This is a genomic window from Propionivibrio sp., assembly GCF_016790145.1.
GTDB lineage: Bacteria > Pseudomonadota > Gammaproteobacteria > Burkholderiales > Rhodocyclaceae > Propionivibrio.
Genome location: NZ_JAEUOI010000029.1, coordinates 1 through 26,963, shown reverse-complemented (window position 1 = coordinate 26,963; position 26,963 = coordinate 1). Strand labels below are relative to the sequence as shown.

14 protein-coding genes are annotated in these 26,963 nt (G+C 59.7%); 9 read left to right on the top strand and 5 right to left on the bottom strand.

Annotated elements, in window-relative coordinates; all coding sequences use genetic code 11:
* From JNM42_RS03385 to radC, 9 genes are all read left to right on the top strand, one after another.
* On the top strand, positions 1-305 hold a 305-nt coding region (locus JNM42_RS03385), incomplete at its 5' end, for a nucleotidyltransferase domain-containing protein (RefSeq protein ID WP_294266170.1).
* Positions 302-757, top strand: coding sequence for a hypothetical protein (locus tag JNM42_RS03380; RefSeq protein ID WP_294266168.1), 456 nt, complete (start codon positions 302-304; stop codon positions 755-757). The genes JNM42_RS03385 and JNM42_RS03380, both read left to right, overlap by 4 nt.
* Before the next feature lie 251 nt (positions 758-1,008).
* On the top strand, positions 1,009-3,012 hold the full coding sequence (locus tag JNM42_RS03375; RefSeq protein WP_294266165.1) for a type I restriction-modification system subunit M: 2,004 nt from the start codon (positions 1,009-1,011) through the stop codon (positions 3,010-3,012).
* Positions 3,009-3,668 carry a DUF1016 N-terminal domain-containing protein gene (locus JNM42_RS03370; protein ID WP_294266163.1) on the top strand — a complete coding sequence of 220 codons (660 nt, stop codon included), beginning with the start codon at positions 3,009-3,011 and terminating at the stop codon, positions 3,666-3,668. The genes JNM42_RS03375 and JNM42_RS03370 overlap by 4 nt, the downstream gene beginning before the upstream one ends.
* Entirely contained in the window at positions 3,601-4,182 is a 582-nt protein-coding gene (locus JNM42_RS03365; RefSeq protein WP_294266160.1) for a DUF1016 domain-containing protein, read from the top strand. The genes JNM42_RS03370 and JNM42_RS03365 overlap by 68 nt, the downstream gene beginning before the upstream one ends.
* Complete coding sequence (locus tag JNM42_RS03360; protein ID WP_294266156.1) at positions 4,179-5,561, top strand: restriction endonuclease subunit S; 1,383 nt, start codon at positions 4,179-4,181, stop codon at positions 5,559-5,561. The genes JNM42_RS03365 and JNM42_RS03360 overlap by 4 nt, the downstream gene beginning before the upstream one ends.
* Complete coding sequence (locus tag JNM42_RS03355; protein ID WP_294266153.1) at positions 5,558-6,646, top strand: PDDEXK nuclease domain-containing protein; 1,089 nt, start codon at positions 5,558-5,560, stop codon at positions 6,644-6,646. Before JNM42_RS03360 ends, JNM42_RS03355 begins: the two co-directional genes overlap by 4 nt.
* Positions 6,647-6,648: 2 nt before the next feature.
* On the top strand, positions 6,649-9,570 hold the full coding sequence (locus tag JNM42_RS03350) for a DEAD/DEAH box helicase family protein (protein WP_294266150.1): 2,922 nt from the start codon (positions 6,649-6,651) through the stop codon (positions 9,568-9,570).
* Positions 9,571-9,574: 4 nt separating this feature from the next.
* Positions 9,575-10,237 carry a DNA repair protein RadC gene (gene radC, locus JNM42_RS03345; RefSeq protein ID WP_294266147.1) on the top strand — a complete coding sequence of 221 codons (663 nt, stop codon included), beginning with the start codon at positions 9,575-9,577 and terminating at the stop codon, positions 10,235-10,237.
* Positions 10,238-10,540: 303 nt separating this feature from the next.
* On the opposite strand, the gene JNM42_RS03340 is transcribed toward radC, so the two are convergent.
* From JNM42_RS03340 to JNM42_RS03320, 5 genes are all read right to left on the bottom strand, one after another.
* On the bottom strand, positions 10,541-11,071 hold the full coding sequence (locus JNM42_RS03340) for a hypothetical protein (protein WP_294266144.1): 531 nt from the start codon (positions 11,069-11,071) through the stop codon (positions 10,541-10,543).
* Positions 11,072-11,075: 4 nt separating this feature from the next.
* A complete protein-coding gene (locus tag JNM42_RS03335; protein ID WP_294266141.1) occupies positions 11,076-20,246 on the bottom strand; it encodes a hemagglutinin repeat-containing protein in 9,171 nt (3,056 codons plus the stop codon).
* 36 nt (positions 20,247-20,282) lie between these two features.
* Positions 20,283-22,067, bottom strand: a complete 1,785-nt coding sequence (locus JNM42_RS03330) for a ShlB/FhaC/HecB family hemolysin secretion/activation protein (RefSeq protein ID WP_294266137.1) — start codon at positions 22,065-22,067, stop codon at positions 20,283-20,285.
* Positions 22,068-22,337: 270 nt separating this feature from the next.
* Entirely contained in the window at positions 22,338-24,179 is a 1,842-nt protein-coding gene (locus JNM42_RS03325; RefSeq protein ID WP_294266133.1) for a serine/threonine-protein kinase, read from the bottom strand.
* 183 nt (positions 24,180-24,362) lie between these two features.
* A complete protein-coding gene (locus JNM42_RS03320) occupies positions 24,363-26,372 on the bottom strand; it encodes a DUF3488 and transglutaminase-like domain-containing protein (RefSeq protein WP_294266131.1) in 2,010 nt (669 codons plus the stop codon).
* Between the last annotated feature and the right edge of the window lie 591 nt (positions 26,373-26,963).

The window sequence follows — 26,963 nt, the reverse complement described above, 5'->3', positions numbered from 1 at the left end:
TCTGGAACTCGGCAGAGGATCAAATGCGTTTAGCCAATGAAGAACAGTCAGCCATCAGCGATGCCATTTATCAGGCGGATGCCGACGCGTTGATTTACCTGTTTGGCTCGCGCGTGGACGATACCGCCAAAGGGGGCGATATTGACTTGTTGGTGCTTTCCAAAAAAATCAACCTGATGACAAAGCTGGATATTCTTGCGCAACTGCCCCTTCGACTGGGCGAACGCAAGATCGACATCGCGGTATACCCCGATACCACCCAGCCTTTTACGCGAATGGTCATGAAAGAGGGTGTGCGTTTATGACACGGGAGAAAATTGAACTGCTGCAAGCGGAACTGGCAGGGCTTCAACTCGCCGCCGGTTACCTTGAGTATTCCATGCAGCGATGCAGCAATCTGATTGGCCAGGACGCATTGCCGCCAGAGCAGCTCGAACGCCTTGAATCACTGACAAGTCGTTTTACCCGGTTGGCCGGTTTGCTGATTCAACGCATCTTCCGCCTGGTCGACGAGATCGAATTGACCGGTGGCGGCAGCATACTCGACCGGATTTATCGCGCAGAAAAACGTGCCTGGGCTAACGCCTCCGAACTGATCAGGATCCGAGAATTGAGAAACCTGATTGCCCATGAATACGCCACCGAAAAAATGCGGGAGATCTATACCGCAGTAGCGGCAATGACCCCGGTGCTGCTGGCCGCAGTGCCCAAGGTGATTGAGTATGCACGGAATACAATCCAGCGCTATCCGGTTTGACCATCGAACCTGCGGCCTTCACTTCGAGCGAGGTGTAGATCTCGCAGGTCATCAAAGCATCAAAGGAGCCCAACATCGCCTATGTTTTTGTTGTTGAACGAATTTGAAGCTTTGAAAATAATCACCCATCGAAACCCTTCAGATATATTCCATACGCAAGTCGATCTGAGTTTAAAACCGTGTCCAGAAAATTGGGGTCAGTTCACAGCAAGAATCTCTCGCTTTCGAATTAAAAATATACAGGAAGGTTAATGGCTCTCTCGCTCAACAAACCCAAGCTCGACAATCTCGCGTCAGACATCTGGAAATCGGCCGAACGGCTACGCGGCAAGTTCAAGTCCTACGAGTACCAGAGTGTCATCCTGCCCATCATCGTCATCCGACGCCTGGAATGCGTGCTGATTGACTGGCGGGCGAAGAAGGCTGCCGAAGTCTTGAAGAACCGGCCGAAGCTCACCGGGAAAGATCTCGCCAAGCTGGTCAAGGAACTGGAACTGAATCCCAAGCAGTGCCCGTTCTCCAACACCACCGACTGGACACTGCGCTCGGTCTATGAGGAAGACCACGCGCTGCTGGAGGAGAACTTCCGCGCCTACATCAACGGCTTCTCGCAGAACGTTGACGATATCATCGAGCACTTCAATTACCGCGCCACCATCGGCCTGATGGTCAAGAACAACCGGCTGGCCCCGATCCTGAACCAATACAAGGAACTCGCGCTCGGCCCTGACCAGCTCTCCGGGCTGGAAATGGGCTACATATACGAGGAGTTGCTCCGGCGCTTTTCGGAACAAAGCGGTGACGAGGCCGGGGAGCACTTCACGCCGCGCGAAGTCGTTCGCTTGATGGTCGAGTTGCTCGATATTCCCATCCCGGACAAGCATCTCTCTATCTACGACCCCGCCAGCGGCACCGGCGGCATGTTGTCCGTGGCCAAGGAACACCTGCTCGAGCGCGCCAACACACCGGAGGAAAAGGCACGGGTGGAGAAATACGTTACCGTGCACGGACAAGAGCTTTCCCCGACGAACTACGCCGTCTGTCAGGCCGACCTCCTCATCAAGAACGACCGGCAGGCCACCGTCCGCCTCGGCAATTCGCTCATCCCGCACGAACCGCACAGCAAGGAGCCGGGCGACCAGTGGCCGGAGCCCAAGTGGCGCTTCAACCGCATGTTGAGCAATCCGCCCTTCGGCGTCACCTGGGGCGGCAAGGACGGCTACGAAAAGGAAGCGCGCAAGCTGGAGAAGACGCGCTACAAGGCCGGGATGCCGCGCGTCAATGACGGCGCGCTGCTCTTTCTGCAAACCATGCTGGCCAAGATGGCGCCGCCCGACGCGGGTGACAGCGGTAGCCGCATCGCCATCATCTTCGATGGCTCGCCCCTCTCCAATGGCGACTGCGGCTCCGGCGAGAGCGAGATCCGCCGCTGGATTCTGGAGAACGACTGGCTCGACGCCATCGTCATGCTGCCCGACCAGCTTTTCTACAACACCGGCATCTTCACCTACATCTGGCTGCTGCGCAACGACAAGCCCTCCAGCCACCAGGGCCGCGTGATGCTCATCGACTCCCGCCAGCAGTATGAGAAAGAACCGAAGTCCTTCGGCAACAAACGCCACCGCATCACCGATGCGCATCGCGCCTGGATCGAAGAGCGCTACACCAAAGGTTGGGCCAAGGGCTACGCCGACGAGCAGGTCAAAATCTTCCCGCGCGAAGACTTCGCCTACCACAAGGTCAGTGTCGTCTTCTGGCAGACCGATGAGCACGATCAGCCCGCTATCGTCAGCGAGCCTTACGAGAAGGCTTTTACCGCCGCGAGCGTGACAAAGGAGCAGGGCTTCCACGAAAGTGACCTGAGCTTCCGCGTGCGGTTGAAGGCGAAGGGCAAGGAGAAGACCGTCGAGTTCACCGTCACAGCAAAGGACAATGCCGCCAGGAAATTCAAGCAGGCCCTGGCCGACGCCGATGAAACGCTCGCCGTCGAATGGACGCACCGCCACTATGTACAGGACAACGAATACATCCCGCACGGCGAGGACATCGCCGCCTTCCTGAAACGCGAAATCGCCAAGCCGATCATCCGCTGGGAGGAGACCAAGAAAGACGGCAAGACGATCCTCGGCTACGAAATCCTGCCCAACAAATACTTCTACCGCTACCAGCCGCCGACGCCCGCGAAAGACTTGCTCGCGGAGTTCTGGAGGCTGGAGAAGGAGGCGGAGAAGATGCTGGAGGGCCTTGCGAAATGAAAATGCCGGCGGATACCAACCTGACGAGCAATGCCGACTACCGGCGGTTCATCGAGGAACTGAAATCCAGGGTACTCTCAGCCCGCATATCAGCGGCTCGGGCCATTACCCATGAGGCCATTCTGCTTTACTGGGACATCGGGCGGGGGATTGTGGAGAAGCAGCAGACGCTGGGCTGGGGCGAATCGGTCGTTGAGCTGGTGGCCAAGGATCTCCAGGAGGCATTTCCGGGAACGACCGGTTTTTCGTCCTTCAACCTCTGGCGGATGCGACAACTCTATCTCGAATACACGTCGCCCGAGTTTCTGGCACAGGTTGCGCCAGAAATCAAAAGGTCTGATAGCAACAATCCGAGGCAGGCGGTCTCGGGAACCTCTGAGCAGCTCGTCGTCATCGACCAGGGTCAATTTCTGGCACAGCTTGTGCCAGAATTGCTTTGTCCAATTCCTTGGGGGCATCATATTGAAATCATTAAAAAAAATCAAATCACCTGCCGCCCGTATTTGGTACTTGCGTGCCACAGCGCAATTCGGTTGGTCGCGAAATGTCCTGCTCAATCAGATCAAGGCCAGCGCCTACGAACGGGCGGTGACCGAGAAGAAGGCCCACAACTTTCCGCTGGCCATGCCGGAATACCTCGCCGAGCAGGCGGATGAGATGCTCAAGAGCCCCTATAACCTGGAGTTCCTCGGCCTGAAACGGGCCGTGAAGGAGCGGGAGCTGGAAGACCGCCTGGTCTCCCGCCTGCAAGCCTTCCTGCTCGAACTTGGTTATGGCTTCTGCTTCGTCGGGCGCCAATACCGACTGGCGCTGGGCGAAAAGGAGTATTTCATCGACCTGCTCTTCTACCACCGCTTCCTCAAGGCGCTGGTCGCCTTCGACCTCAAGGTCGGCGCTTTCGAACCGGAACACGCGGGGAAGATGGATTTCTACCTCAACCTGCTCAACGACAAGGAACGCGGCCCCGACGACCAGCCTTCCATCGGCATTATCCTCTGCGCGGAAAAGGACGACGTGGAAGTCGAGTATGCGCTGCGCTCCAAGACCAACCCCATAGGCGTCGCCGCCTATGAATTGAAGTCGAAACTGCCGGGTGAATTGAAAGGGAAACTGCCGACTGCCAAACAGCTCGCCGATGTGGTGCGGGTAGAATTGGATGGAGGGAGATGAACTCTGTCACATCAAATGACCTCTGGCTCGACAAGATGCCACGCGACTGGCAGCGCAGCCGCATTCGCAACGTGGCCGCCTTGTCGCCGAACTACTCCGGGACACGGCCTGCATCCGATGACCCTTGCACCGTCGTGCCGATGGAATTGCTTTCCAACGATGGCGCAATTGACGTGACCAATCAGCAGCCGCTAGAGAACATTTCGACGGGCCTGCCCCTCTTTGAAAAGGGAGATGTTCTCTTCGCGAAGATTACTCCGTGCATGGAAAACGGCAAAGGGGCATTCGTGCGGCAACTGCCAACACGCTACGCCTTTGGGAGCACCGAATTTCATGTGCTTCGAGCGGGGAACAAGGTCGATGGCCAGTTCCTGTATTACGCAACATTTAATCCCATTTACCGGGCCTACGCAGCGGACAATATGATCGGAGCGGCTGGTCAAAAGCGTGTGTCCTCGCGCTTTTTGAAAGATACGCGGCTGTTTCTCCCGCCGCTGCCAGAGCAACAGCGCATCGCGGCGTATCTGGATGCGAGTTGCGCGGCGATTGACGCAGCGGTGGCCGCCAAACGCCGCCAACTCGAAACCCTCGATGAGATTCGCAAATCCGCCGCGCACCAAGTCTTGTCAGACGGGCTCCGTCCTGGACTACCACTCAAAGACTCCGGTATCGAATCCATTGGCCGCATTCCTGCGCATTGGGACGTGAAGCAGATACGCTATGCCTGCGAGGTCAACTACGGGATCACGCTACAACTGGAGAAAGGCCAATCTGTTGGAGACGGCGTGCGCATTTTAACCGTCAGCAACCTCACTATCGACGGCAACCTCGATCTTGAAGACGAATACTACATTGACCCTGCCGAGCTGACGAAAGCCGACTACCTGCGCCGAGGCGACCTGCTTTTCAACTGGCGGAACGGCAGCCAATACCACGTCGGTAAGACGGCCTTCTTCGATATGGAGGGCGAGGTCGCCCACGTCTCGTTTCTGCTTCGCATCCGCTGCGGTCGGCACATGGATCCTTTCTTCCTACGCAGCTACTTGGGCATCTTGAAAGACGCTGGGTTTTTCTCCGGCGCGAAGGACAAAGTTAATAAGACATTCAACTCATCCGAGTTGAAGCGGCTGCGAGTGGTTATACCGCCGCGGGACGAGCAGACAGAGGTATGCGCGGAAATCGGGCGACGCACAAAGGAATGCAACGATGTGAAAGCAGCCATCGAAACCCAAATCGCCACCCTTACCGCCTACCGCAAATCACTGATTCACGAATGCGTCACCGGTCAGCGGCGGATCACCGAGGCGGAGGTACGTGCCATTCAGGAACGAGCGGCTATACTGACCAAAGAACCGTCTTTACCGCCCCCGACCGCATGAGCACCAAACCGCGCCAACCCACCGTGACGAAAGCCGCTTTGACCAGACCGGCAGCGAAGCGAGTCCCGTCTGACCCCTTGCTGACCGACCTGCGGCAAATGATCGCAGGTGCGCGGGAGCAGGTGGCCCGCACGGTGAACTCCGGGTTGACGGTTCTCTACTGGCATATCGGCACCCGAATCCGCGAGGATCTGCTGAAAGAGAAGCGGGCAGAGTATGGAAAGAAGATTGTGCAGGCAGTGGCTGGACAATTGACGACAGAGTTCGGTCGCGGCTGGAGCCGGACCAATCTGTTTCAAATGGTGCGATTTGCAGAGCTGTTTCCCGATCTAAAGATTGTCCAGTCACTGACTGGACAATTGAGCTGGACTCACTTCATGGCGATCCTTTACCTCGAAGACCCGCTCAAGCGCGACTTCTACGCCGAGATGTGCCGCATTGAGCGCTGGAGCACCCGCACGCTGGAGAAGAAAATAGGCGGGATGCTCTTCGAGCGCACCGCCCTCTCGAAAAAGCCGGCCAAGCTGGTGGAGATGGAACTCAAGCAACTCCGCGAAGAAGACAAGCTGACGCCCGACCTGGTCTTTCGTGACCCTTACTTCCTCGACTTTCTGGGGCTGAAGGACACGTACGCCGAGAAGGATCTGGAGACAGCGATCCTGCGCGAGATGGAGTCCTTCATCCTTGAACTGGGCGTGGGCTTCGCCTTCCTGGAACGACAGAAGCGCGTCACCGTGGATGGCGTGGATCACTACCTGGACCTGCTTTTCTACCACCGCAATCTGCGGCGGCTGGTGGCGGTGGAGCTGAAGCTGGGAGACTTCAAGCCGGGCGACAAAGGCCAGATGGAACTCTACCTCGGCTGGCTGGACCGCTATGAGCGCAAACCGGGTGAGGAAACCCCCATCGGCCTGATCTTGTGCGCCGGCAAACGGCAGGAAACGATCGAACTCCTGAACCTGGAACGAAGCGGCATTCAAGTATCTTCGTATTGGACTGAGGCTCTGCCGAAAGCGGAAATGGAGCGCAAACTGCACGAAGCCGTCGCGCTGGCCCGCGCCCGGCTGAAACTCGAAGCTCCCTGATCATGAGTAAAAAGAAAAAGCCCCCGGAGCTGATCTTTCAGCAGCACATCGCGGATTACCTCGTCCGCGAGCACAGGTATGCCGTGCTCGAACAGTCCGACATCACCGACACCGAGCATTTCATCGCCGAAGACCAGCTCTGGGCCTTCCTCACCGCCACGCAGGCCGACACGTTGAAAAAGCTGGCGGACGATTACGGCACCGATGCACGCGAGGAAGTCTTCAAGGCGCTACGCAAGGAGCTGGAGCACACGCCGCTGTGGATGCTGTTCCGGCAGGGACTGAAAGTGCGCGGGCTGGAGTTCCGGCTTTTCTACCCCAAGCCGCGCTCCGCCGCGAGTACCGCTGCGGCCAAGTATGCCGAGAACCGCATCACCTTTCGCCCGCATTTCTACTTCGGCGGCGCGAACCACGAGATCGATTTTGTCATCTACCTCAACGGCCTGCCCATCGTGGCGCTGGAACTGAAGCACGAGGCCAACCAGAACGTGCATGACGCCGTGGCGCAGTTCGTGGCTCGCGATCACACGCGGAGGATTTTTCAGCATCCCTTTCTGTATCTCGCTGCCGATACCAGCGATGCGATGGCCGCCACCGACCCGCGCAAGGAGGAGAACTTCCGCTGGCACAACATGGGGCTGACCAATACGCCGACGAATGCCGATGAGTACCCGGTCGAATTTCTCTACCGCGAGGTGTTGTCGCAGGAGCACTTGCTGGAAGCGCTGTCGTTCTTTCTCGTCCGCGTGCCAGAGCGTGAAGCCGAGGACGACAAACCGGCGCGCCTGGCCTCGACCATCTTTCCGCGCTATCACCAATGCCGCCTGGTGCGGCGGGTGGCCGATGACATCGCGGCCCACTTCGCCACGGCGGGCGACATCGGCAAAAAGTATCTGGCCGACCATTCCGCCGGCAGCGGCAAGACGCTCTCGATCTGCTGGCTGGCCGACCGGCTGCACAGCCTGTTCAAGCCCGGCACCAACGAGAAGCTGGTGGACATCACCTTCATTCTCACCGATCGCAAATCGCTCGACACCAACATCCGCGAGGACATCGACAAGTTCACCCACCTGGCGGGCGTGGTCGGTATCGCCAGGAAGGCCGACGACCTGCCGCGCTTCATGAAACAGCGGAAATCGATCATCGTCACCACGCAGCAAAAATTTGCCTGGGTGCTGGAGGAAATTCAGAAGAACCCGGAGTTGAAGAAGCTGCGGGTAGCGTTCCTGATCGATGAAGCCCACCGCTCGCAGGAGGGCCAGATGGGCGCGGCCATCCGCCTGCCGTTCCGCAAGGAGGGCGAACCAGACACCGAGGCACCCGAAGAGGATCCCGAAGAGCAGATCGCCAGGGTCATCCGCGAGCATGACCTGAATCAGTTGTTCGTCGCTTTCACCGCGACGCCGGCACCGGCCACCGTGTCGATGTTCGGCAAGCCGTTCGACAGCTACACCGAGGCGGAAGCCATCGCCGAGGGCTACATCGTCGACGTGGCGGCGAGCATCATCTCCTACAAGACGCTCTACAACCTGCATTGCCCGATTTTTCCGCCGGCGGAAGAGGAAAAACTCTATCCCAAGGGCGTGGTGTCCAGGGCGCTCCAGAACGTGGCGTTTCAGGACGACGGGCTGATCCAGTACAAGGCCGAGGTGATGCTGCGCATCTTCGAGAAGGACGTGAAGCCGCTCATCGGCGGTCGCGCCAAGGCGATGATCGTTACCTCGTCGCGCGTGGCCGGGCTGCGCTATTTCAACATCGTCAAGGAGAAGCTCAAGGAGCGCGGTGCCGACTACAAGGCGCTCTATGCGTTTTCGGACTTTGTGCACCCGGAGACGAACGCGGCCATCAGCGAATACGCCGTGAACGAGTTACAGCAGGGCGAATTGATCGAAGACCGCTTCGAGGGCGACGACTACCGGCTCATGGTGGTGGCGAACAAATTTCAGACCGGCTTCGACCAGCCCTTGCTCGCCGGCATGTTCCTCGACAAGCCGGTGCTGGATCGCAACGCCGTGCAGACGGTTTCGCGGCTGAATCGCTGCCACCACGGCAAAAAGGATGTCGTGGTCGTGGACTTCACCAACAACGCGAAGCAAATCCTCAAAGCCTTCGCCAAGTATCGCAAGGGCACGCCGTTCGAGCCGGAGGAACCGGATCGAGAGACCTGCCCGAAACTGCACGCGGAGATTCTCGCCGCTGGCGTGTTCACCCAGAAGGACGCCGCCGACCTTCTCACGTTACTCAAGAGCGGGACAGATGCGCAGGTGCAATTCCAGGTGAACGGGCTGCGCACGCGCTTTCAGGCGAAGCTCACCGATTGGGAAGAGCGCAAGGCCTTCGTCTATCTGCTGGCCCGCTTCGTGAAGAGTTTCCATTTCCTCACCTGTTTCTTCACTTACCCGCCAGCGATTCAGGAGTTCGTCACCTTCGCTGAATGGGTCGGTCCGCAGCTCGTCAAAGCCGGAACGGTGTCCGACCTGATGAAGCAGATTCGCGCCACCGTGGTCACCAAGGCGGCGGTGCAGTATCAGGGCGTGACGACCAGCGGCGGCCCGGTGAAGCTCCAGCCGGGCAAAGGAAAAGGCGGCGCCGGCCCGGTGCCGGTCAAATCGTCCATCCAGGACATGATCGCGCAGATTCTCGCCAAGTTCGACATCACCGACGAGGAAGCGCTCTATATCAGACAGGTGACGGAAGAGAAGATCGCCGACCCGGCCATCCGCAGCACCGTCCAGGCGCACCGCGACGACCAAATTTATCTCGAAGGACCGTATCGCGGACAGGTCAACGGCGACATTCAGACGAGCTACGATGCACGCGCTCGTTATGAAGATCTCGCCGACCCGAAATACACCGACGCCGGCGGCATATTCGATATCATGGCCGTGACCGTCATCCAGACCCATTTGTCCCTCGCTGCCTGAGACCATGAGCAAGACCATCCGCGATATTCCCGAAGCCGACCGGCCACGCGAGAAACTCCTGCGCAAAGGGGCAAAGGCGCTGAGCGACCAGGAACTACTGGCCGTGCTGATTGGAAAGGGCACGCCCGGCATGGACGTGATGACGCTGGCCTCCAAGCTGGCGCGGCTCATTGACGAGAAGGGTCTGGACGTGAAAGCCGAAGACCTTTCGCAGTTTGCGGGCGTCGGTGATGCCAAGGCGACCTTGATCCTCGCAGCCATCGAGTTCGCCCGCCGCCGCATCAAGCCGGAAGGTGCGAAGATTGAGACTCCTGCCGACCTGCTGCCCCACGTCCGCCACTACGCCGACCGCAAGCAGGAGCATTTCCTTTGTGCCAGCATCAACGGCGCAAACGAGATTCTGAACATCCGCGTGGTATCCATTGGCCTGATCGATCGCAGCCCCGTGCATCCGCGCGAAGTCTTCGCCGACGCACTTGCAGACCGCGCCTCCGCCGTCATCGTCGCCCACAATCACCCCAGCGGCGGCCTCGAACCCTCGCCCAGCGACATCGACGTCACCGCACAGATCAAAGCGGCGGGTGAGATCGTAGGCATCGTTCTGCTCGACCACATTATCTTCAACCGAACCGGATACTTCAGTTTTCTGGAAGCCGGAAGGCTATAGGGAGATCATGTCTTGCCTATCGGCAGCGTGCCGTTAACGGTGCTTCGCGCCGATGCTCAGCGTTGCGCGTCCTCTTCGGCCAATTCAGTGCATTCGGCATCGCTGAAAATCCGCGAGCGGATGTGGAAGACCTTACCTCCGGGCCTTCCAGCGAAAAGAGAATAATAAAATAAAAGGCAGCATCGCATTGAATTTCTCAAAAAAAAGAATTCGAAGCTGACTCAATGGCACTCAGCATTTTCGGCGACCGCCACCAGGCAGCCACGATGGAAGTAAAGACGATGTAGTGGGTGTGAGCGTTCATTATCGCCGCGCCGTACTGTAATGCTCCAGATCGAACTCGCCAGTTTTCGGGTCGAAGTAGCGTCGTTCATAAACATCGCAGTGAAGGCCGATGTTGGCCCACATCCAAGGTCGACTGAAGTCGGTAATTCCATCGCCACACCCCCAACCAACCTGCCAAAACCCTTCGGGGGGACGTTTTTCTATCTGCTCCGGTGTATGCACGTATCCCGGCCAATGACGAGACAAGGGTTTGGGGGCTTTCAGGCGGAACCGCAGGCTGCCGTCGGCGTTGTAGATGGCGGCGTTGTCGGGCGCATCCATTCCAGGCGCATCAATGATAAGGACTCCATCACCCATTGGAGTCGGAAATGCTGAGAGAGGAATACCTGCGAATAGCTGGATTTGTTGGCCTTTATACTTCCAGCAAAGTCCGTAACCACCTTGCCACCAAGCATGTGCATGAACAAAATCCGGATCGGCTTGCATCCATAGCTTTGGAAGCACAACTAATTCGCCAGCAAGGTTTGAGTAAGCAATTTCTTCCAGCATCTAATCACCTCCCACGCTCAGCAAGACCCCAAGGAATAGGCGTCAGGTTGCGATCCAGATACTTGCGCCATTCAGCAGTTGGCTTGCTGGCGTCTTTCCAAACATCAATCAACAACTCCACCTGTTTCCCTCCCCCCGGATAGCTTTGCCCAATCAGCACGTTCTGCCCGGCAGCGTTCCTGAAATATTCCTCCTGCGGTCCGGCCATGCCCTGTCGCGTGGGCAGAGGCTGCTTGACCGAGTACTCACGGATAACAAGGTTATCGAGAGTTGGCACACCATTTACAACGAGTTCCTGCTGATTTTTCCACTCCGGCAACAAAGCCATTTCCCTTCTTGCTTCGTTCAGGTCGGTGAAAATGCGCGGTGACGCCCAGCCGCCGGGGCCGGCGGCGCTGGCATTCTCCACCACATAGAGCTTCTGGCCAACCCCGACTATCACATCGCGCACTTGTGTTCCCGGCATGTAGGGCGCAGTCGCGCCATTCGTCAGTTCCAGCAAGGCATTCACCGTATCGGCGCTGTTGCGGTTGCCATCCTTGAACTGCATAGCGCCGTTGACCGCCAACAGTTCGTCCGGAGTGTATTTTGCCAGACGGACAGCGATCTGCTCGATCTCCCCCGGCCTTGCCTTGTCGAACAGCTTGTTTGCGAGAACATTAGCCGTGCCGACACCGAGTCCAAGCGGTAGCGCCTCGCCAGCGGCAAAATCCGCTGCTGTGATGCCGAGCTGGTTCATGCACGCCACCGGATTGGCGGCGCAAGCCTGAACGAATTCCTGTCCTGCCGCAAGCAGGCGGGGAGCGATCTTGACGGCCAGCGCGGTACCGCCTGTACCAGCCAGCAGCATGGCTGCAGCCATGACGCGCTTGTTCTGGTCGCTCTCCCGGTCGATGTAAGTACGTAATGCTTCCGGAGTAGGTTTGTCACCGAGCAGGTTGCGATTCAGGTTGGCATAGGCGAAATCCTGGTAAGCCTTGCTGTTGTAAGCTTCGGAATAAAGCTTGCTGTTGTAATAATCCGAATTGAGTTTCTGACCGCTGGCCGTTTCGACTGTAAAGAACTTGATCTGCAGGCCACGTGTATCCGTGAAGCTACCCGCCTCCAGAGAAATCAGTTGCAGGAATTGCTTGGCTTGCGAATTCACATAGGCATTACTGCCATTCGGTGTGGCCTGATCACGGATGTCCACCAGATCAGCAGCGTTCTCAGCAAGAATTTTAATGGCCTGAGCCTCGCTCATCGCTTCGCCCGCCAAGGTCATGCGGTCAGCGAAGCCCTTGGCTCGTGCCTTGATGAGGTCGATTTCCAGCGGATGCAACTGCCGATTATTCGCATCCACATTCAGCCCCGAAGCCGCGCCGGCAATACTGCCGCCACTTACCGCCGCCCCCAGCCCGGTGGCAGTGCCGAGCGCCACCAGTTGCCCGGCGGCCTTGGCGACCGCATTGCTGGCGCCCGCCGCCATCAGCGCTTGCGTAACGCTATCCTGCAACTCGTTGAGCAACGGCGCGGCACTGGCCACCGCCCCGGCGCCCAGCGCGCCGCTCGCTCCTCCGGCCAGTCCGCCAATGGCGGCATGCAGGGCGACACGGTAGGCGCCGCCTTCGTCCCATAGTTTGGCTTCAGCGTAAAGTGCTGCACGCTTGACGACATCGCTTTCCTGCCCGGCCTGATCCTTCAGGGCATTACTCCGGCTCACGGCAAAGTCGGCGGCGGCTTTCGGGGCCAACTGTCCAAATTGCTGCGTAATCTTCACCTGCGCATCGATGTCCTTCTGCACCTTTTGCGGATCGAAGATAGGTTTGATCCCGGTTTTCGCATCGCCGCTTCTCACCGCCGTGTTCCCGGCCATGCCGGAGATCCCGGCCCGCGTTGTACTGCCGGCCTTGCCGCTGTCCTGGCCGAAACCGGCACTGGTGCCGCCGGGAACGAGCTTGCCGTCGAAGGAAAGGCCGGTACCGAGGTTCACGCTCTCGCTCCTGGCGCTGTAGCTGGCCCGGTTCTGGATGTCCGAGAGGGTCAGCGTACCGTCGGTGCTGAAGGTGTTTTTGTTGTTGTCGACGGCGGACTGCGTGCTGGCGATTACCGCGCCCTTGAGGTCGGTATCGCCTTTGACCTCGACCTGGAAGCCGCCATCGCCGGCCTTGAGACCGGATTGTTCGGCAACGCTGGCGAAGTCGCTGTTCACCTTGCTCTGGCTGGCACTGACACTGCCACTCATCTTGCCGGGGCCGACAGAGAGGCTGAAGCCGGCACTTTGTTGCTTGCTGTTGTAATTTCTGGTGTCCTGCAGGCTTTCGATCAGCAGCTTGCCTTGGCCTGAAGTGCCGACTTTGGCGATGACCTGCTGACCGCTGGCCAATGCTCCGCGCAGCGTGGCATCGCCGCCCGCTTCGAGCGTGAGGATCTGGCCGGCCTCGACGCGGCTGTTGCTCCAGGTGGTGTCCGATCCATCAGCCCTTCCGCGCCCGCCACTGGCGCCGACGTTGAAGAGCAGGCCGTCGCTGCCGATCGAGAAGCCGACGCTGGCGCTGCTGCTCTTGCTGGTGCTGTGCTGCGTGGCGGTGTTGACAGCAGCGAGCAGCCTGATCTCGTCGTCGGCCTTGAGCGTGACGTTATTGACCGCGGCAAGGTGCGAACCCTGCACGGTGAGATCGCTGTCCGGCCCGGCGCCGCTGGCGGTGAGGCGGATGTCCTGGCCGGCGATCAGATTCGATCCGGCGGCGCTGTCGCTGGATTGCGTCGTCTTGCTGCTGCTCTTGGAACTGCCGATGCTGATGCTCAGGTTCACGCCGCCGATCTGCTCGGCAGCGGTGGCGTCGCGGCTGCCGATGACCATGCCAGCGTCGTCGACGACCGGCATCTGATTGGCTTTGCCGTCAATGGTCGTGCCCTGACCGGTCTTGATGGCGTCGAGGGCATTCTTTGCCGAGAGTGCGCTGCTCGCCGCCGCCAGAACCTGCATGCGCGAGTCTTTTGTATCGCCCGCCGCCTGGCTCATCTGCTGCGCGGTCTGCACGGCGGTGATGATCGGGCTGGTGATGGCGATGCTCAGGCCGGATTGTTTGGCCTTGCTTTCGAAGACGCTGCTGCGCGTCTCGCGCGCCTCGACAATGTCGAGCGTTTTTGCGCGGATGTCGATACTGCCTTGCGGCGTGATGACGTCGCTGCCAACCTGCCAGTAGGCGTTGCCGGCCTGCATGATAACGTTGCCCTCGGTGCTGCCGATGGTGCTGGCGAACGCAGCGCTGCCCCAGGTTTTCTGGTCGGTGCTCATCTGCTTGCTGCCGATAGTGAAGCCGGCGCCGCCGGAGGTGAACAGACCGGACGTTTTCTCGCTCCTGAAGTGAGTCTCGTTGAAGGTTTCGCTGGCCGCTTCTATGCTCAGGTTGTGGCCGGCGATGAGCGTGGTGTCACGGGTGGCGACGACGTTGCTGCCCTTGATCCGGAGGTCATTACCGGCCAGCAGGGTGGTCGTGTCGCCGCTGAAGGTGCTGGCCAGGGTGGTGGTTTCGCTCAGCGTGTCGCGCCGGACTTTGGTCGTGGAACTCAGGAAACCGCTCTTCGTGCTCTTTCGCTGGTAGTCCATGTCATGGGTGGCTTCACCGGCGTCGATGTTGATGTCGTGACCGGCACGTACGGTAAGCGCACCTTCGCTGCTGGTCACGCTGGCGGCGCGGGCGTTGAGGTCGTTTCCGGCCTCCAGGCGCAGGTCGCCGCCGGTCTGGAGGGTGCTGCCGACCTCGGTGCTTCTCGCTTCGCTGCGCCGAGTCTGTTTGCCGGCGGTGTTGGCCAGGCTGGTTTCACGTACGCTGCCCAGTTCGAGGTCGTTGCCGGCAATCAGCGTGGTGCGGCCGTCCGCAGCGGCGTTGCTGATGCGGGCGGCGAGCAGGCGCATATCGTTGCCGGCGCTTGCGACCAGCGTGCCGCCGGGGTTGGTGACATATAGCCCGGCGACGCGGTCGATGACCGTCCGCTTGACGGTATTTACGCTGCCGTTCTGTCGGTCGTCGAGATCGACGCTTCGGCTGGCCAGGGTAAGGTCGTGACCGGCCGTGACCAGCAGACGATTCTGCGCTTCGATCACGCCACCGATGCTGGAGAGATCGCTGCGCGCGGCAAGCAGGGCCTCCTGCCCTCTGATGCGCCCACCCAGGTTCCTGATGTTCTCGGCGGTGAGCGCAACGATCTGCCGGCCGGCAATGTTGCCGCTGTTGGTGAGGTCGCCGGCCAGGCTGAACTGGATGTCGTTGCCGGCGAGCAGGGCGCCGGAGGGTGTCAGGTCGCCGTCCCTGAGCCGGGCATAGACTTGCGGGACGAGGGCCTTGCTGGTCTGGCCGTTGGTCAGGGTCACGTCCTTTTCGACGAGCCAGACGATGTCGGTGGTCAGCGCCGCCATCTGGGCGGCGCTCAGCGCGATGCCGGGGATGAGGTTCCAGGCTTGGGCATAGGTCACGCCGGCATCCATCATGGCGCGGTATTGGGCTTCGTCATTCTGGTAATTGGCCAGATAACGGCGGCCCGTGAGTTGGGCAACCTGTTCATTGATCAGCCGCTGTTCGTAGAAACCGTCACCCAGGCGCTTCTGCAGGGTGTCCGGGTCGAGCGCGAGCGCCTGCAGCAGGTAGTCGCTGGTCAGCCACTGGCGGTAGCCGGCAAAGCGCGGGTCGGTTTCAATCAGGTAATGTCCCGTCGGGCTGGGGTTGCTGAGGAACAGGCTATTGTCGGGCAGAGTGGTGCTCGGAGTAACGGTGCGGATGACCGTTGCCGGGCCGCTACCGCTGTTGGCGCTCACGGCGTTGACCTGGGTGAGCAGCGACATCGTTTGCCCGTTGCCGATAGCGGTGCTCGCGGCATTGGCCGCCGTGGCGCCCTGGCTGACGCTGCCAGTGTTGAGTGCAAGGATTGTTGTGCCCGAAGGCGTCGTGATGGGGGCGGTATTCTGGCGCAGGGTCAGGTTGTCAATTCGCCCGGTATAGGTTCCAGTCAAGGTTCCGCCGGCGCTGATGATGGCCGGTACGGTGCCGGTCAGCGTACTGCTGCTGCTGGCTGTGATTGTGGTGCCGTGGTCGCGGTCTCCCCAGTGGATGAGGTGTTCGCTATGAATCAGGTCGGTTTGCAGATAGAGTTCGGCACCCTGGTTGGTGAGCGTGCTGCCGGTCAGGTTGAAGTTGCCGCCGGCCTCAATGCTGCTGTATTCGTTGACCAGATTCGTCGCGTTCAGGCTGGTGTGGCCACCGACCCGAATGCTCGCCGCTGTCGCGGCGCTGGTGACAATATCCTGGTAGCGCGTGGTCTGGTCGGTGATATACGAGATGTAAGTGCAACTCGGTGGATTGTCACAGCGCTGGCTGTACGCCGTCTGCGTGTCGAGAAAGTCACGCCTGACTCCGAAAGTGCTGCGCTTGTTGTTCAGGGTGACGACATCGATCGACAGAGTACCAAGGGCTTCAATGCTGGCACTGATATTATCGAGCGATCCCGCCTGGCCGGTGGCTTGATGGTTGACATCCAGCGCGCCGCCGATGGCCAGGTCGCCTGCACTGAAGAGGAGCGCGTGTTCACGGTTGTTGATGGTTTGTGCACCAATGTCGAGCCTGGTTCTGGCGGCGATAACCGGGGCAACGCTGTGATCTGCGTCGTTGTTCAGGGTGGTGGCGGCAATGGCAACATGGTCGCCGTAGATGCGACCGCTGCCGAGGTTGTTGAGAGTGGGGGTGTCGATGAATGTGTCCTGTCCGTCGATCAGGCCGCGATTGGTCAGGGTGTGGGCAGCCGTGGCGTTGAGATGAAGCGTTCCGGCCACGATTTCGCCGCTGGTTTCGTTGTTCAGGGTAGCGGCCCTCAGCCTGAGGCTGTTGCCGGCCTGCATGCGGGCGCGGTTGGTCAGGGTACCGGTGGTTTCAAGCGTGGCGTTGCCGTTGGCGGCAAACTGGCCGGTATGCGTGAAGTCGGAAATGAGTTTGATGCTCAAGTTACCCTGACCGAGTACCGACCCGTCGCCACTCAGGCTGGCGCTGTCCAGGCTGAGCAACTGGTCGGCTATCAGCAGGCCGCCGCTGTTGGAGACGGCAAGGGTCTTGCTCGCCGAGTTGCTCGTCGGCGCGGCCTGCGGGTCGACGATTTGCAGTGTCTGCGCGGAGGAGATGAGGCCACCGCTGTTGTTGATCGTGCCACCGCTGGTCAGCGTCAGCGTCTGGCTGGCGCGCAGGGCGCCGTTGCTGTTGTCGATCTCGCTGGCGCCGAGGTTCACAGACCGGCCTTCGATTCCCTGATTGATGCCGTGGGTGGTGCTGTTGATGATGCGCCCTGCTGTCATATCGAGAGTCTGGCCGGCCCGGATCAGGCTGGACGTGTTATCGACCGTAGCGCCGATCTGCAGGCCGGTTGAGCCGAGCGCCTGAATCTGTCCGCCCCGGTTGTCCAGGCTCGTACCATTTATCCGGATGTCCTGTTCGCTGCTCAGACTGGCGCCGGCGGTGTTGGCGATGGCCGAACTGCTGATGTCGAGCACACCTTTGGCGCCAATAATGCCGGCGACGTTAGCCAGGTCGCCCGTCGTGAGCGTCACGGTGCTCTGGCCAAGAATGCCGCCACCGGCGCCAGAATTGGTATTGCTCAGCGTCTGGCCGTGGGTGTTGATGGTCAGCGCGCCGATCGCCTGGATCAGGCCGACGTCATTGCTCAGCGTTCCGCTGTGCAGTTCAAGCGTACCGGCGCTGGCCAGGGTACCCCGACTGTTGTCGAGTGACTGTGAGCGGCTGTCGAGCCGCAGGTTTTGCCCGGTGATGACGCCATCGGTATTGCTCAGGCCGGTCCCGGCGAGGGTGATGTCCTGTGCCGCTTCGATGCGTCCGGCAGGGTTGGCAAGCCTGCCGGTACCCGCGTCGGCCATCACCTTCCCGTGCACCGAGCCTATCGTGCCCAGGGAGTTATCGAGGCTCGCAGAGTGCAGGTCCAGGTTGCCATTGGCAGCCAGCAGGCCCTGGGTGTTGTCGATACCCTGGCTGGTCGTGGCCTGTAGCGACTGCCCCGCCGTGATCCGCCCCTGGTGGTTGCCTATAGCCTGCGCGGCAAGCTGTACCTCGCCATCGGCGCCAATGAATCCGCCAGCATTTTCGAGCAGGCCGCTGGCGTTCAGCGTGAGATTGGCACCGCCGCTGGCTGACAGGGTTCCACCCCGATTTTCGAGTCGACCAAGCGTCAGTGAAGTATGACCTTTGCTGGTCAGAGTGCCGTTGTCATTCAAGTAAGCGCCGCTGACATTGATCAATGTGTTGCCGGTTCCGGTCTGTGCAATTTCACCTCCCCGGCTGGAGAGCGTCGCCACATCAATGCGAATGAGCCTGGCGACAGCCGAGCCCGCGTCAAGCATGAACGTACTCGCAACAAGGTCGAGCAGACCGTTGCTGCCCAGGCTGCCGCGCGTGCTGGTGAACGTGTTGGTATGGATGCCGAGGCTTCCGTCGCCGGCATGCACGATGCTGCCCTCGGTATTGTCGATGCCTTGTGCCGAGAGAATGAAGTTTCGGCCATTGCTGGCCAGCCGCCCCTGCGTGTTGTTCAGCGTCCCCGCCAGGGCGATGGCGGTGTCGCTGCTCCCGGTTTGTACCAGTTCGCCGTGAACGTTGGACATGTCGTGCGCGGTCAGTTGCACCTGCTGCGCGCTGCTACTAGCATTGTCGAGCAGCAGGCTCTGCGCGGCGGTGGCGCTCAGAGTACCGGTGGCGGCGAGTATTGCGCGACGTGCGTCGAGACTACCGTTCGCGACGGTCAGGGTCAGGTTGCGGGAACTGCCCTTGATGTCGGAAAGGTCAAGCGTGCTGCCCGTGATGAACTGATCGCCAGTGGAAAGGTTTTGTCCATGCAGTGCGACGTTCTCGCTGGCGCTGACATCAAGGCGGGCGTTGTTGCCGAAACTCCCGTCCAGGTTGATGCCGGCGGCCAGCACCGAGGCCGCAGTGCCGCTGATGCGACTACCCGCGCCGCTTGCCGAAAGCGCAGTGTTGCCTTGCGCAGCGATGACTCCGCTGTTGTCGATGTGGCCACGCGTGGTGAGCACGGCGTCGCCCTGCGCATAGACTGTGCCGCTATTGTCGATGCCGCGGCTGGCGTTGATTTGCGTCTGGGCTACGCTGCCGATGCGGCCGCTGTTAAGCAGCCGGCCATCGGCGGTGATGACGACTTCGCCGGCACTGGCGCCGATATGGCCGGCGTTGCGCACACCGACGCCGGCCTCGGTGCCGACCAGGATGATCTTGCCGGCATACATGCCGCCGAGCTGGGCGACATCGATGGCGAAAGCTGGAGTCGTTGCCGATGCGCTGGCGGCGATAGGTGTCGCAAGCGTGTGTTCTGCGTCGACCCGGTTGCTGCCGGTGGTGATTCGCAGGCTGTTGGCCCAGAGACCGGCATTGACTTCAACGGCGCGGGCGATCAGGTCAGTGTGGCCGGCACGGCTGGTGTCCATTCCGGCGCCCTCAATGCGGATGCTGCCACCTTCGACGCGGTAGCCGTCGAGATTGCCGTTGTTGAAGATCGGGGTGCCGGTGGTGAGGGTGGCGCGGCTGGCGTTGATGAAGCCGCAACCCTTGCAGGTGATGCCGGCGGGATTGGCAATGATGACCTGGGCGCTGTTTCCGGCGACTTCGACATAGCCAAGCAACTGGCTTGGGTTGGCGGAGAAAATTTCGTTGAGGATGACACGCGCGCTGCCACCGGCCAGCCAGGGGTTTCCCTGTACCCAGCCACCGAGCTGGGTCTGCGCGTTGGTCGGCGAGTTGTTGAGAATCGCACCGGGTTGCTGAACGTCGAACTGGCTGTAGCTGTTGCGTGAAACACCGGCCGCGCTGGGGGTCTGGATATTGACCAGGGGGATGCCGTTGGCCGCATTGAGGATGGTCGCTTGCTGAGTGGCAGGGGCATTGCGGTAGGCGACGATCTGGGCATCCGCTAACGGAACGCCGAGCAACGGGGCACCGAGAGCAAGAAGCAGGCCAAACGCCAGGGGTTTGAGCCGAACCCGTTGACGTAGGGGCATCAGTTCGTATCCGGCCCAACCCGGGTCGATTAGGCCGATGCCCTTGGCGAATGTGCCAGCAATTTTTGCGAGGGCCATCTGCCTGTCGCGATGCGGGTTGCAAACGTTGCGATAACGGTTTCTGATCATCATGATTGGCCCCCGGTTTGATTTCCTGACAGTCCTTGCTCAGTAGGTCCAGACGAGATTGAATCCAACGACATTATTTGCTGTTTTGAAGTTCTGCGGCTTTTGCAGCGGCCAGCCGGTAAAGAAATCCCAGCTCAGGTCCCGGTAGCCGCCGCGCATTCCAAGAACGGCGCCGGTCAGTCGTTTGCCGACCAGCAGTTCGGCCGACGGGCCACCAACCTGCCCATGATCGAGGCCGAGGTAGAGTTCCTGCCTGCTGTCGCCGAGTATCACTCCGAGGTCGTTGCGAATAAGCCAGCCGCGTTCGGCCATGAGTACGCTTTCACCATCAAAGCCGCGTACGGTGTAACGCCCGCCGATGGAAAAGCGATCCAGCGGCACGAGAGGCGTCCTGTTTGACTGCGCCCGCCAGGTATTAATATAACGCAGGCTTTGTCCGCCCAGCCGGAAAGGCAGGGTGAACAAGGTTTCGGCAGTAAGTATCGTGGGGCGCGCGCTGCCCGTGCCTAATGCCTCTTCGGGTGCAGGCAACGCGGAGAAGGCCCCGGTGCCCTGCCGATAGGCGAAGTTGAGATCGAGCGTGGCTTCGGCCATGAAAGTGTGATGCGTCAGTGCGACCTCCCAGCCGGCCATGCGACGGCGCTGGACTTCAATCTCGGTGTCGTCGATGTAATTTCTGGAATTGATGAGGTAGCCGCGTAGCGATGCAATGGTCTTGCTCGAAGAGTCGCGCAGGATCAGGCGTGACAGCCTGACTTCGTAATTTTCGCTGGTGCCGCTGTAGATATAGGTCTGGCTGGCGCCGGCAACGGACTGGTAATAGCGGTAGTTGCTGGTGGTAGCGCCCAGCATCCAGTACTCCCAGGGCAGCGAGTAGTGCAGGGTGTTTCCCCGGGTTCCGCGCGCTCCCGCCTGGCCGCCACCGAGGTCGTGATTGAAGCTGGCGTAGAAGAGGTCGTTGAGCGCCAGCAGGTGGTCTGCGGCAACGGTGATGCTGCCCTGATACTTGCCGGTACTGTCAAAGCCGCCGTCATTGACGGCAAGCGTCAGGCGTAGCGGGAAGCCTTGTTTCCAGGCAATGACGAGATCGCTGGCACCCGCTTCGTCGCCCGGCACGATCTGGATGTCCGCCTCGGCGCTGGGCAGGCGCTTGAAGTTTTCCAGCGCCTGCTCAATGTCACGCAGATTGAGCAGATCGCCCGGCCGGGCCGGAAGTGCGTTCAATGCGTTGGCACGGGGAGTGCTGTCGTCGGTGAAGCGGATGGCGCGGATACGCCCCGGAATGACCGTCAGGGTAAGGATGCCACTGCGCAGATCCTGCGCTTCGGCAAGTACGCGGGTGGTGACGTAACCACGCGCAATGATGGCATTCTGGATTCGCCGCAGGACGAGATTGATGCCCTCGCTGCCAAGGCAACGCCCAGTGGCAGGATCGTCCGCCACATCGGCCGCCGGCAAGGCCCAGTCGAAGGACGGATCAACGCTTTTGAGAACGATCTCGTTGATGATGAAGCAGGGTGTTTCGGATTCAGGCAGCCGCACGGCTTCGACCGGTACGGCGGACTGCAGGCGAACGTCAGGTGTCAGCTCCTGTTGCTCGCGCAAGGCGCGCTCGCGTTCCTGCTGGCGTTGCAATTCCTGAGCGTTGATTTCGCCTGGCAAGGTTTGCGCCGTGGCCACCGGGCTCACCGATGAATGCAGCAGGAGGGTTAACAGATAACCCCAGCCACGCCCCTGCTTTTTCTTGCGAAGCGGATCGAACCAGCAAGCATGATTGTGGTTTGTTCTGCGAAAACCATTCACGGTTGCGGCAAGAAAATTCATGATCTGTTGAATGTGCAGGACGAGATGCCATAAATGCGTTACGTGTGGCGCAAAGGAAACATCGTGTGATGCTATAGGCATTCAATGTAAAAGACAACATTACTGTACACCTTTTACGTTTTAAAACTTCATGTATTCAATTAGTTGATGGATGCTGTCGGGTATTCCAGGCCGTTTCCCGGCAAGGCCTGCTGCACGGACATTCCCTTGAACAGAGTGAGCGGTGTTCAGCAACAACGGGATTCGCCCGGCGAAGTATATTTCTTCAGCCTACTGTCGTGGTTTGATCAATCCTGCCGGGAAAATGAAGTCGGCCAAACAGTTGCGTTGGCCGAGAATATGCCGAGCAAACTCTTCGCAGAACTTGAATGTAAGATTTTCCGGGGCAATACGATAACGTTCACGCCCAAAGCGTTCGACGTTAAAAAGATTGAGTTGTACCAAACCGGTCTTGTAGTCGCACATGAAATCGGCTGAAAGCTTGATCGTTCCAGCGATTCTAAACAAAGTTTCTTTGGCTACACCCCGCTTTCCTGAAATGGCTTGTTCCTCGTATATCGCTTGTGCAGCCTTGAGGTTGTTTCGCAGTGATTCAGCGCTGATAATGTCTCGCTTGACCTCGAACGAATGAGGCGCGGACAGGGTGTAATTGAGGGTGATCGATTCGATTCTTACATCGATGTCACTGTTGTAGGGTCGAGAATGCACCGTGCCATGATCCCATGCCAGGTCAGTGATTTCTCCTACTGACAGGAGGCGGTAAACATGGGGATTGGCTGGCTTTACGACATTTAGATTAGACGTCAGGTCCTTGAGGTAATCGAACAATTGACGCATACGAACACTTAATGCATCGGCTTCAACGTAATCCAGTGGTTTGGGGCGCACTTCCCTTCTTTGCAGATACCGTGCAGCACTGGTCAAGTCAGCTAGCAGTGTTCCTGGCGGTAATCTAGACGGTTGCAATGGTTCACTGAACTGGCTCTCCAACTGGTCAGGGCAGATGGTCGGGAAGGTAAATGCAGCCCGCATCGACGTTTCTGATACTTCCAAGGTCTCTGGGGCGCTTTCCCTGGCCCTGGCGAGGATCTCGTCGCCACGCTGCTTGAACAGTTCGATATCAGCAATCAGCTTCGTTTCAAAGTCAATCGATAAACCTGGCTGTGGCATGGCTCCGGTACTGGACGTGCCGCCACGGTGGCGGGAAGGTGACGCCGTGGAAGCCGGCATGGATGACGATGATGACAAGGCCGCCCCTCTTGAAGAAGGGAAGCGGATTATCGGAAGGGGCGCAAGTCCGCGTAGATCAGCGATCAATTGTTCTGCGCTTTGGTAGCGTTCATCCGGCGTCTTTTCCAATAGACGGCAAATTACTGTTTCAAGGCCGGCAGGCAGGTCGGGCTTGAGCTTCGACGGTCGTTCAGGAGGTTCGGCAACGATTTCCTTCATCATTTGATCGATCCGGCCGCCTTTGCGCCCGAATGCCGGTTGGCCGGTTGCCATTTCATAGAGTATGGTACCCAGCGCGTAAAGATCAGTACGCGCGTCCGTGTTTTGCCCCTTGATTTGTTCCGGCGCGACGAAGCGTGCCGAATATAGAATTAGCCCGATGCGTGAGGTTGAAGTTTCGGTTAGGCCAGCAACACCGAAGTCGGTGATGCGCAAAATTCCGTCGTCACCCAGCAGGAGTTTTGAAGGTTTGAGCCCGCCGTGAAATATTCCATGGGCGTGCGCATAAGCCAGCCCTGCCGCCGCCTGGATGGTTATATCGATGGCCTGCTCGGCTGAAACCAGGCGATCACCCAGCAGCATATCAACCGAACGGCCAACGACATACTCAGTGACAACGAAGTAGGAGTCGTTACTTTCACCTACGTCAAGCATGGTAGCGATATTCGGGTGATGCAGTTTTGCCAGAACACGAGCTTCTTCAAAGAAGCGAAGAAGAAAGTCTGCTTTCTGCTGCTGGGGAAGATTCGCATCGAAAACTCGGAGAACCACATCCCGTTCATTAACCGGGTCATCAACGCGAAAAACAGTACCAGAGGCGTTGTGACCGAGATCTTCCAGTATCGTATAGCGACTGACTTTGCCGTTTCTGATTAAAACCATGGCGCTTGCTGGAGTCAATTTATGAAATATCAACCTGAAGCTTACTCGTTTATTGCGTTAATTACTTGCCGGGCATCCATTTGTTTCTTGCGGATTGCGTCATTTTCTCATGGTGACAAGATCATAGCCTGACACGGCGCCCACCTGGCAGCCGGCCAACAGCCAGTTTCGCCATGACGGCGGCTAAAGTGGCTTCAAACGCCGCGTGCATTCCCTGAGTTTTTGCAGTTGCTCCGCTTTGCCGGTGCCGTAATGCAGGTCTGCGAAATGGCTGGCCGCTTCACTCGTCAGGGCGGCCAGTTCCGGTCGCTCGCGCGCCACGCGCGAGGCAAAATCGAGCGGCCCCTCCCACGCTGCGCGCACGATTCCCAGCCTGGCGAGCCGCTTGCAGAAGCGTTGCCAGGCGCGCTGTGCGGGTGGTGTCGTGGTGCGCTGATGGAGCGTCCACCAGGTGACGAGCAGCAGCGCGATGCCACACAGCGTCGCCAGTGCTGCCGTCATGTTGCGCCAGTCCGGTTCGTTCAGCCCGAGCCTGGAAAGCACCTCGCGCTGGCGTTGCGGGTTGTAGCCGAGCACCCACTGGTTCCAGGTATTGTTTGCGGCGTCCCAGCGGTTGCGCAAGTCGCGCAGCAACTCGCTGTCGATACGCACCAGCGCCGGCAAGGGGTCGCCCGCGGGCAGCGCGGCTTCGATGCCGACTTCGATGCGCGAGGGGGCGACCGCCGCCGTCGGGTCGACGCGAACCCAGCCCTGGTCGTCCAGCCAGATCTCGGCCCAGGCATGGGCATCGGACTGGCGAACGGTGAGGTAGCCATCGACCGGATTGAGCTCACCGCCCTGATAGCCGGCCACCACACGGGCCGGCACGCCGGCGGCGCGCATCAGGACGACATAGGCCGAGGCGAAGTGCTCGCAGAATCCGCGCCGCGTGCCAAAGACGAAGTCATCGACGGCGTTCTGGCCGAGCAGCGGCGGTCGCAAGGTGTAGAAGAAGGCTTCCTGCCGGAAGAAGAGCAGTGCGGCGCCGGAGATCCGTTCGGGGGTCTTGAACTTTTCCCGCCACGCTTCAGCCAGTTCGCGGCTGCGTTGATTGAGACCGGGCGGCAGGCGCAGCGACTGTTGCAGCATGGCCGGGGTTTCCTGCCGGTTGGCCACGAAGTCGAGAGACGAGGTCAGGGCAAATCGCGCCCGGCTGAGGACCGGCTCTCTGGCCAGCGTTTCAAGCGTCGGCGAGAGAGTCGGTGAAAGGCCGCTATCGTCCGGCAGCACCAGCGGCAGGTCGAGCGCCAGCAGCCAGCGCTGGTTGTGCGCTTCGAGCGTGGTGACGTAGCTGACCTTCCTGTCGCCCGCCTCGATGAGCGGTGGCCGGCCTGGCCTCAGTGGATCGCGCACCCGCGCACGCCAGGTCTGGCCGTCGTAGTCTTCGAACACCGGGCCGCGCCAGTAGAGATCGGATTTTTCAGGAACCTCACCGGAAAACCGGACGCGGAAGGCGATGGCGCCGGACTGGATCAGGTTGTTCAGCGAGCCCGGCGACATCTGCTCCGAGAGGCCGGAAAGCCCCGAGTAGGCGTCCTGTGGCAGCCCCCAGAGCGGGCCGGAGACACGCGGGAAGAGCAGGAAGATGATCAGCATGAAGGGGGCGGCCTGCGCCAGCAGCAGGCCGGCGTAACGCACGATGGCGCCCACCGGCTGGGCGCCGCCGTGCACGCGGATGAGCGTCGCCGTGAGCAGGGTGGTCGAAGCGAGCAGCCACAAGCCGGTCGGGATGCTCTGCGAGAAAAAGTAATGCGTGAGCAGCAGGAAGAAGCCGAGCATGACAAGCGCCATGGCGTCGCGCCTGGTGCGCATTTCCATCGGCTTGAGCGCCATCAGGAAGAAGAGCAGGGCAACGCCCGCCTCCTTGCCGAGCAGGGTGCGGAACTGCCAGCCGATTCCGGCAACGCCGACCAGTACCAGCAGCGCCAGCAGCCAGCGCGAGGGCAGGCGGGCGTTCAGATGCCATAGCCCGATACGCCAGAGAAGCATGCTGCCGCCGAGCATCGACAGCCAGAGGGGGAGATGGAGAACGTGCGGGGCCGCTGTAGCCATGGCCGCGGCCAACAGCCAGGGGATAGCGCCGTATTCGAGCGCTAACGCTGGTTTGGCGGGCTTCGATTTGCCGCCAACCCACGCCATGAGTCTCGCAGGCATGCCGGTTTTTTTCACTTCGACTCTCTGCTGCAATCACATTCCATTTGACCAGGCCACCAGAATGGGGGAATCCGGATTATCGCGTGGACGGAGTGAAACCAATCTGACGGCTTCGCAATTGTAGACTCCGGATTATCGGGTGGCCGTTGTTCGCAGTTCGCTGAAATTACCAAAATGAACGACAGCAGCGCTCCCGGATTACTGACGCTCACAATTTTGTCATCAATGAGTGCTCATCGGCCTCAGCGGTTATCGGGGTCCGCAACCTGAGCGGCAACTGATTCGTTCATTGCAACCATTCGACAATCGCCATGCAAAAATCAGTGGCCATGAGCTGGAACGGCTGCTTGTCAAAAAGACCTACTCACCCTATCAACCGCAAGCGGCTCGGTTGAAAAAGAGGACGTCCAACGTTCGAGCTCACCAGCCTGCGAGGTTTTTCGCGCAGCTTCGGTGGAATGATGGGTTGGGGTTCGGCTACGGAAGAATCATACTGCCGTAACCCGAAAGCAGCGCTGTACCACAAACGGCAGCGCTACCAAACACCAGAATTAGTGCAGCGGGGATTCTTGCGAGGGCGGCACCTATAGC

Excerpts from the sequence above, each read along its gene's own strand:
- JNM42_RS03360 (WP_294266156.1), top strand. The coding sequence starts at position 4,179 with ATGAACTCTGTCACATCAAATGACCTCTGGCTCGACAAGATGCCACGC.
- JNM42_RS03330 (WP_294266137.1), bottom strand. The coding sequence starts at position 22,067 with ATGAATTTTCTTGCCGCAACCGTGAATGGTTTTCGCAGAACAAACCAC.
- JNM42_RS03380 (WP_294266168.1), top strand. The coding sequence starts at position 302 with ATGACACGGGAGAAAATTGAACTGCTGCAAGCGGAACTGGCAGGGCTT.
- JNM42_RS03325 (WP_294266133.1), bottom strand. The coding sequence starts at position 24,179 with ATGGTTTTAATCAGAAACGGCAAAGTCAGTCGCTATACGATACTGGAA.
- JNM42_RS03355 (WP_294266153.1), top strand. The coding sequence starts at position 5,558 with ATGAGCACCAAACCGCGCCAACCCACCGTGACGAAAGCCGCTTTGACC.
- JNM42_RS03320 (WP_294266131.1), bottom strand. The coding sequence starts at position 26,372 with ATGCCTGCGAGACTCATGGCGTGGGTTGGCGGCAAATCGAAGCCCGCC.
- JNM42_RS03340 (WP_294266144.1), bottom strand. The coding sequence starts at position 11,071 with ATGCTGGAAGAAATTGCTTACTCAAACCTTGCTGGCGAATTAGTTGTG.
- JNM42_RS03335 (WP_294266141.1), bottom strand. The coding sequence starts at position 20,246 with ATGATGATCAGAAACCGTTATCGCAACGTTTGCAACCCGCATCGCGAC.
- JNM42_RS03375 (WP_294266165.1), top strand. The coding sequence starts at position 1,009 with ATGGCTCTCTCGCTCAACAAACCCAAGCTCGACAATCTCGCGTCAGAC.
- JNM42_RS03370 (WP_294266163.1), top strand. The coding sequence starts at position 3,009 with ATGAAAATGCCGGCGGATACCAACCTGACGAGCAATGCCGACTACCGG.
- radC (WP_294266147.1), top strand. The coding sequence starts at position 9,575 with ATGAGCAAGACCATCCGCGATATTCCCGAAGCCGACCGGCCACGCGAG.
- JNM42_RS03350 (WP_294266150.1), top strand. The coding sequence starts at position 6,649 with ATGAGTAAAAAGAAAAAGCCCCCGGAGCTGATCTTTCAGCAGCACATC.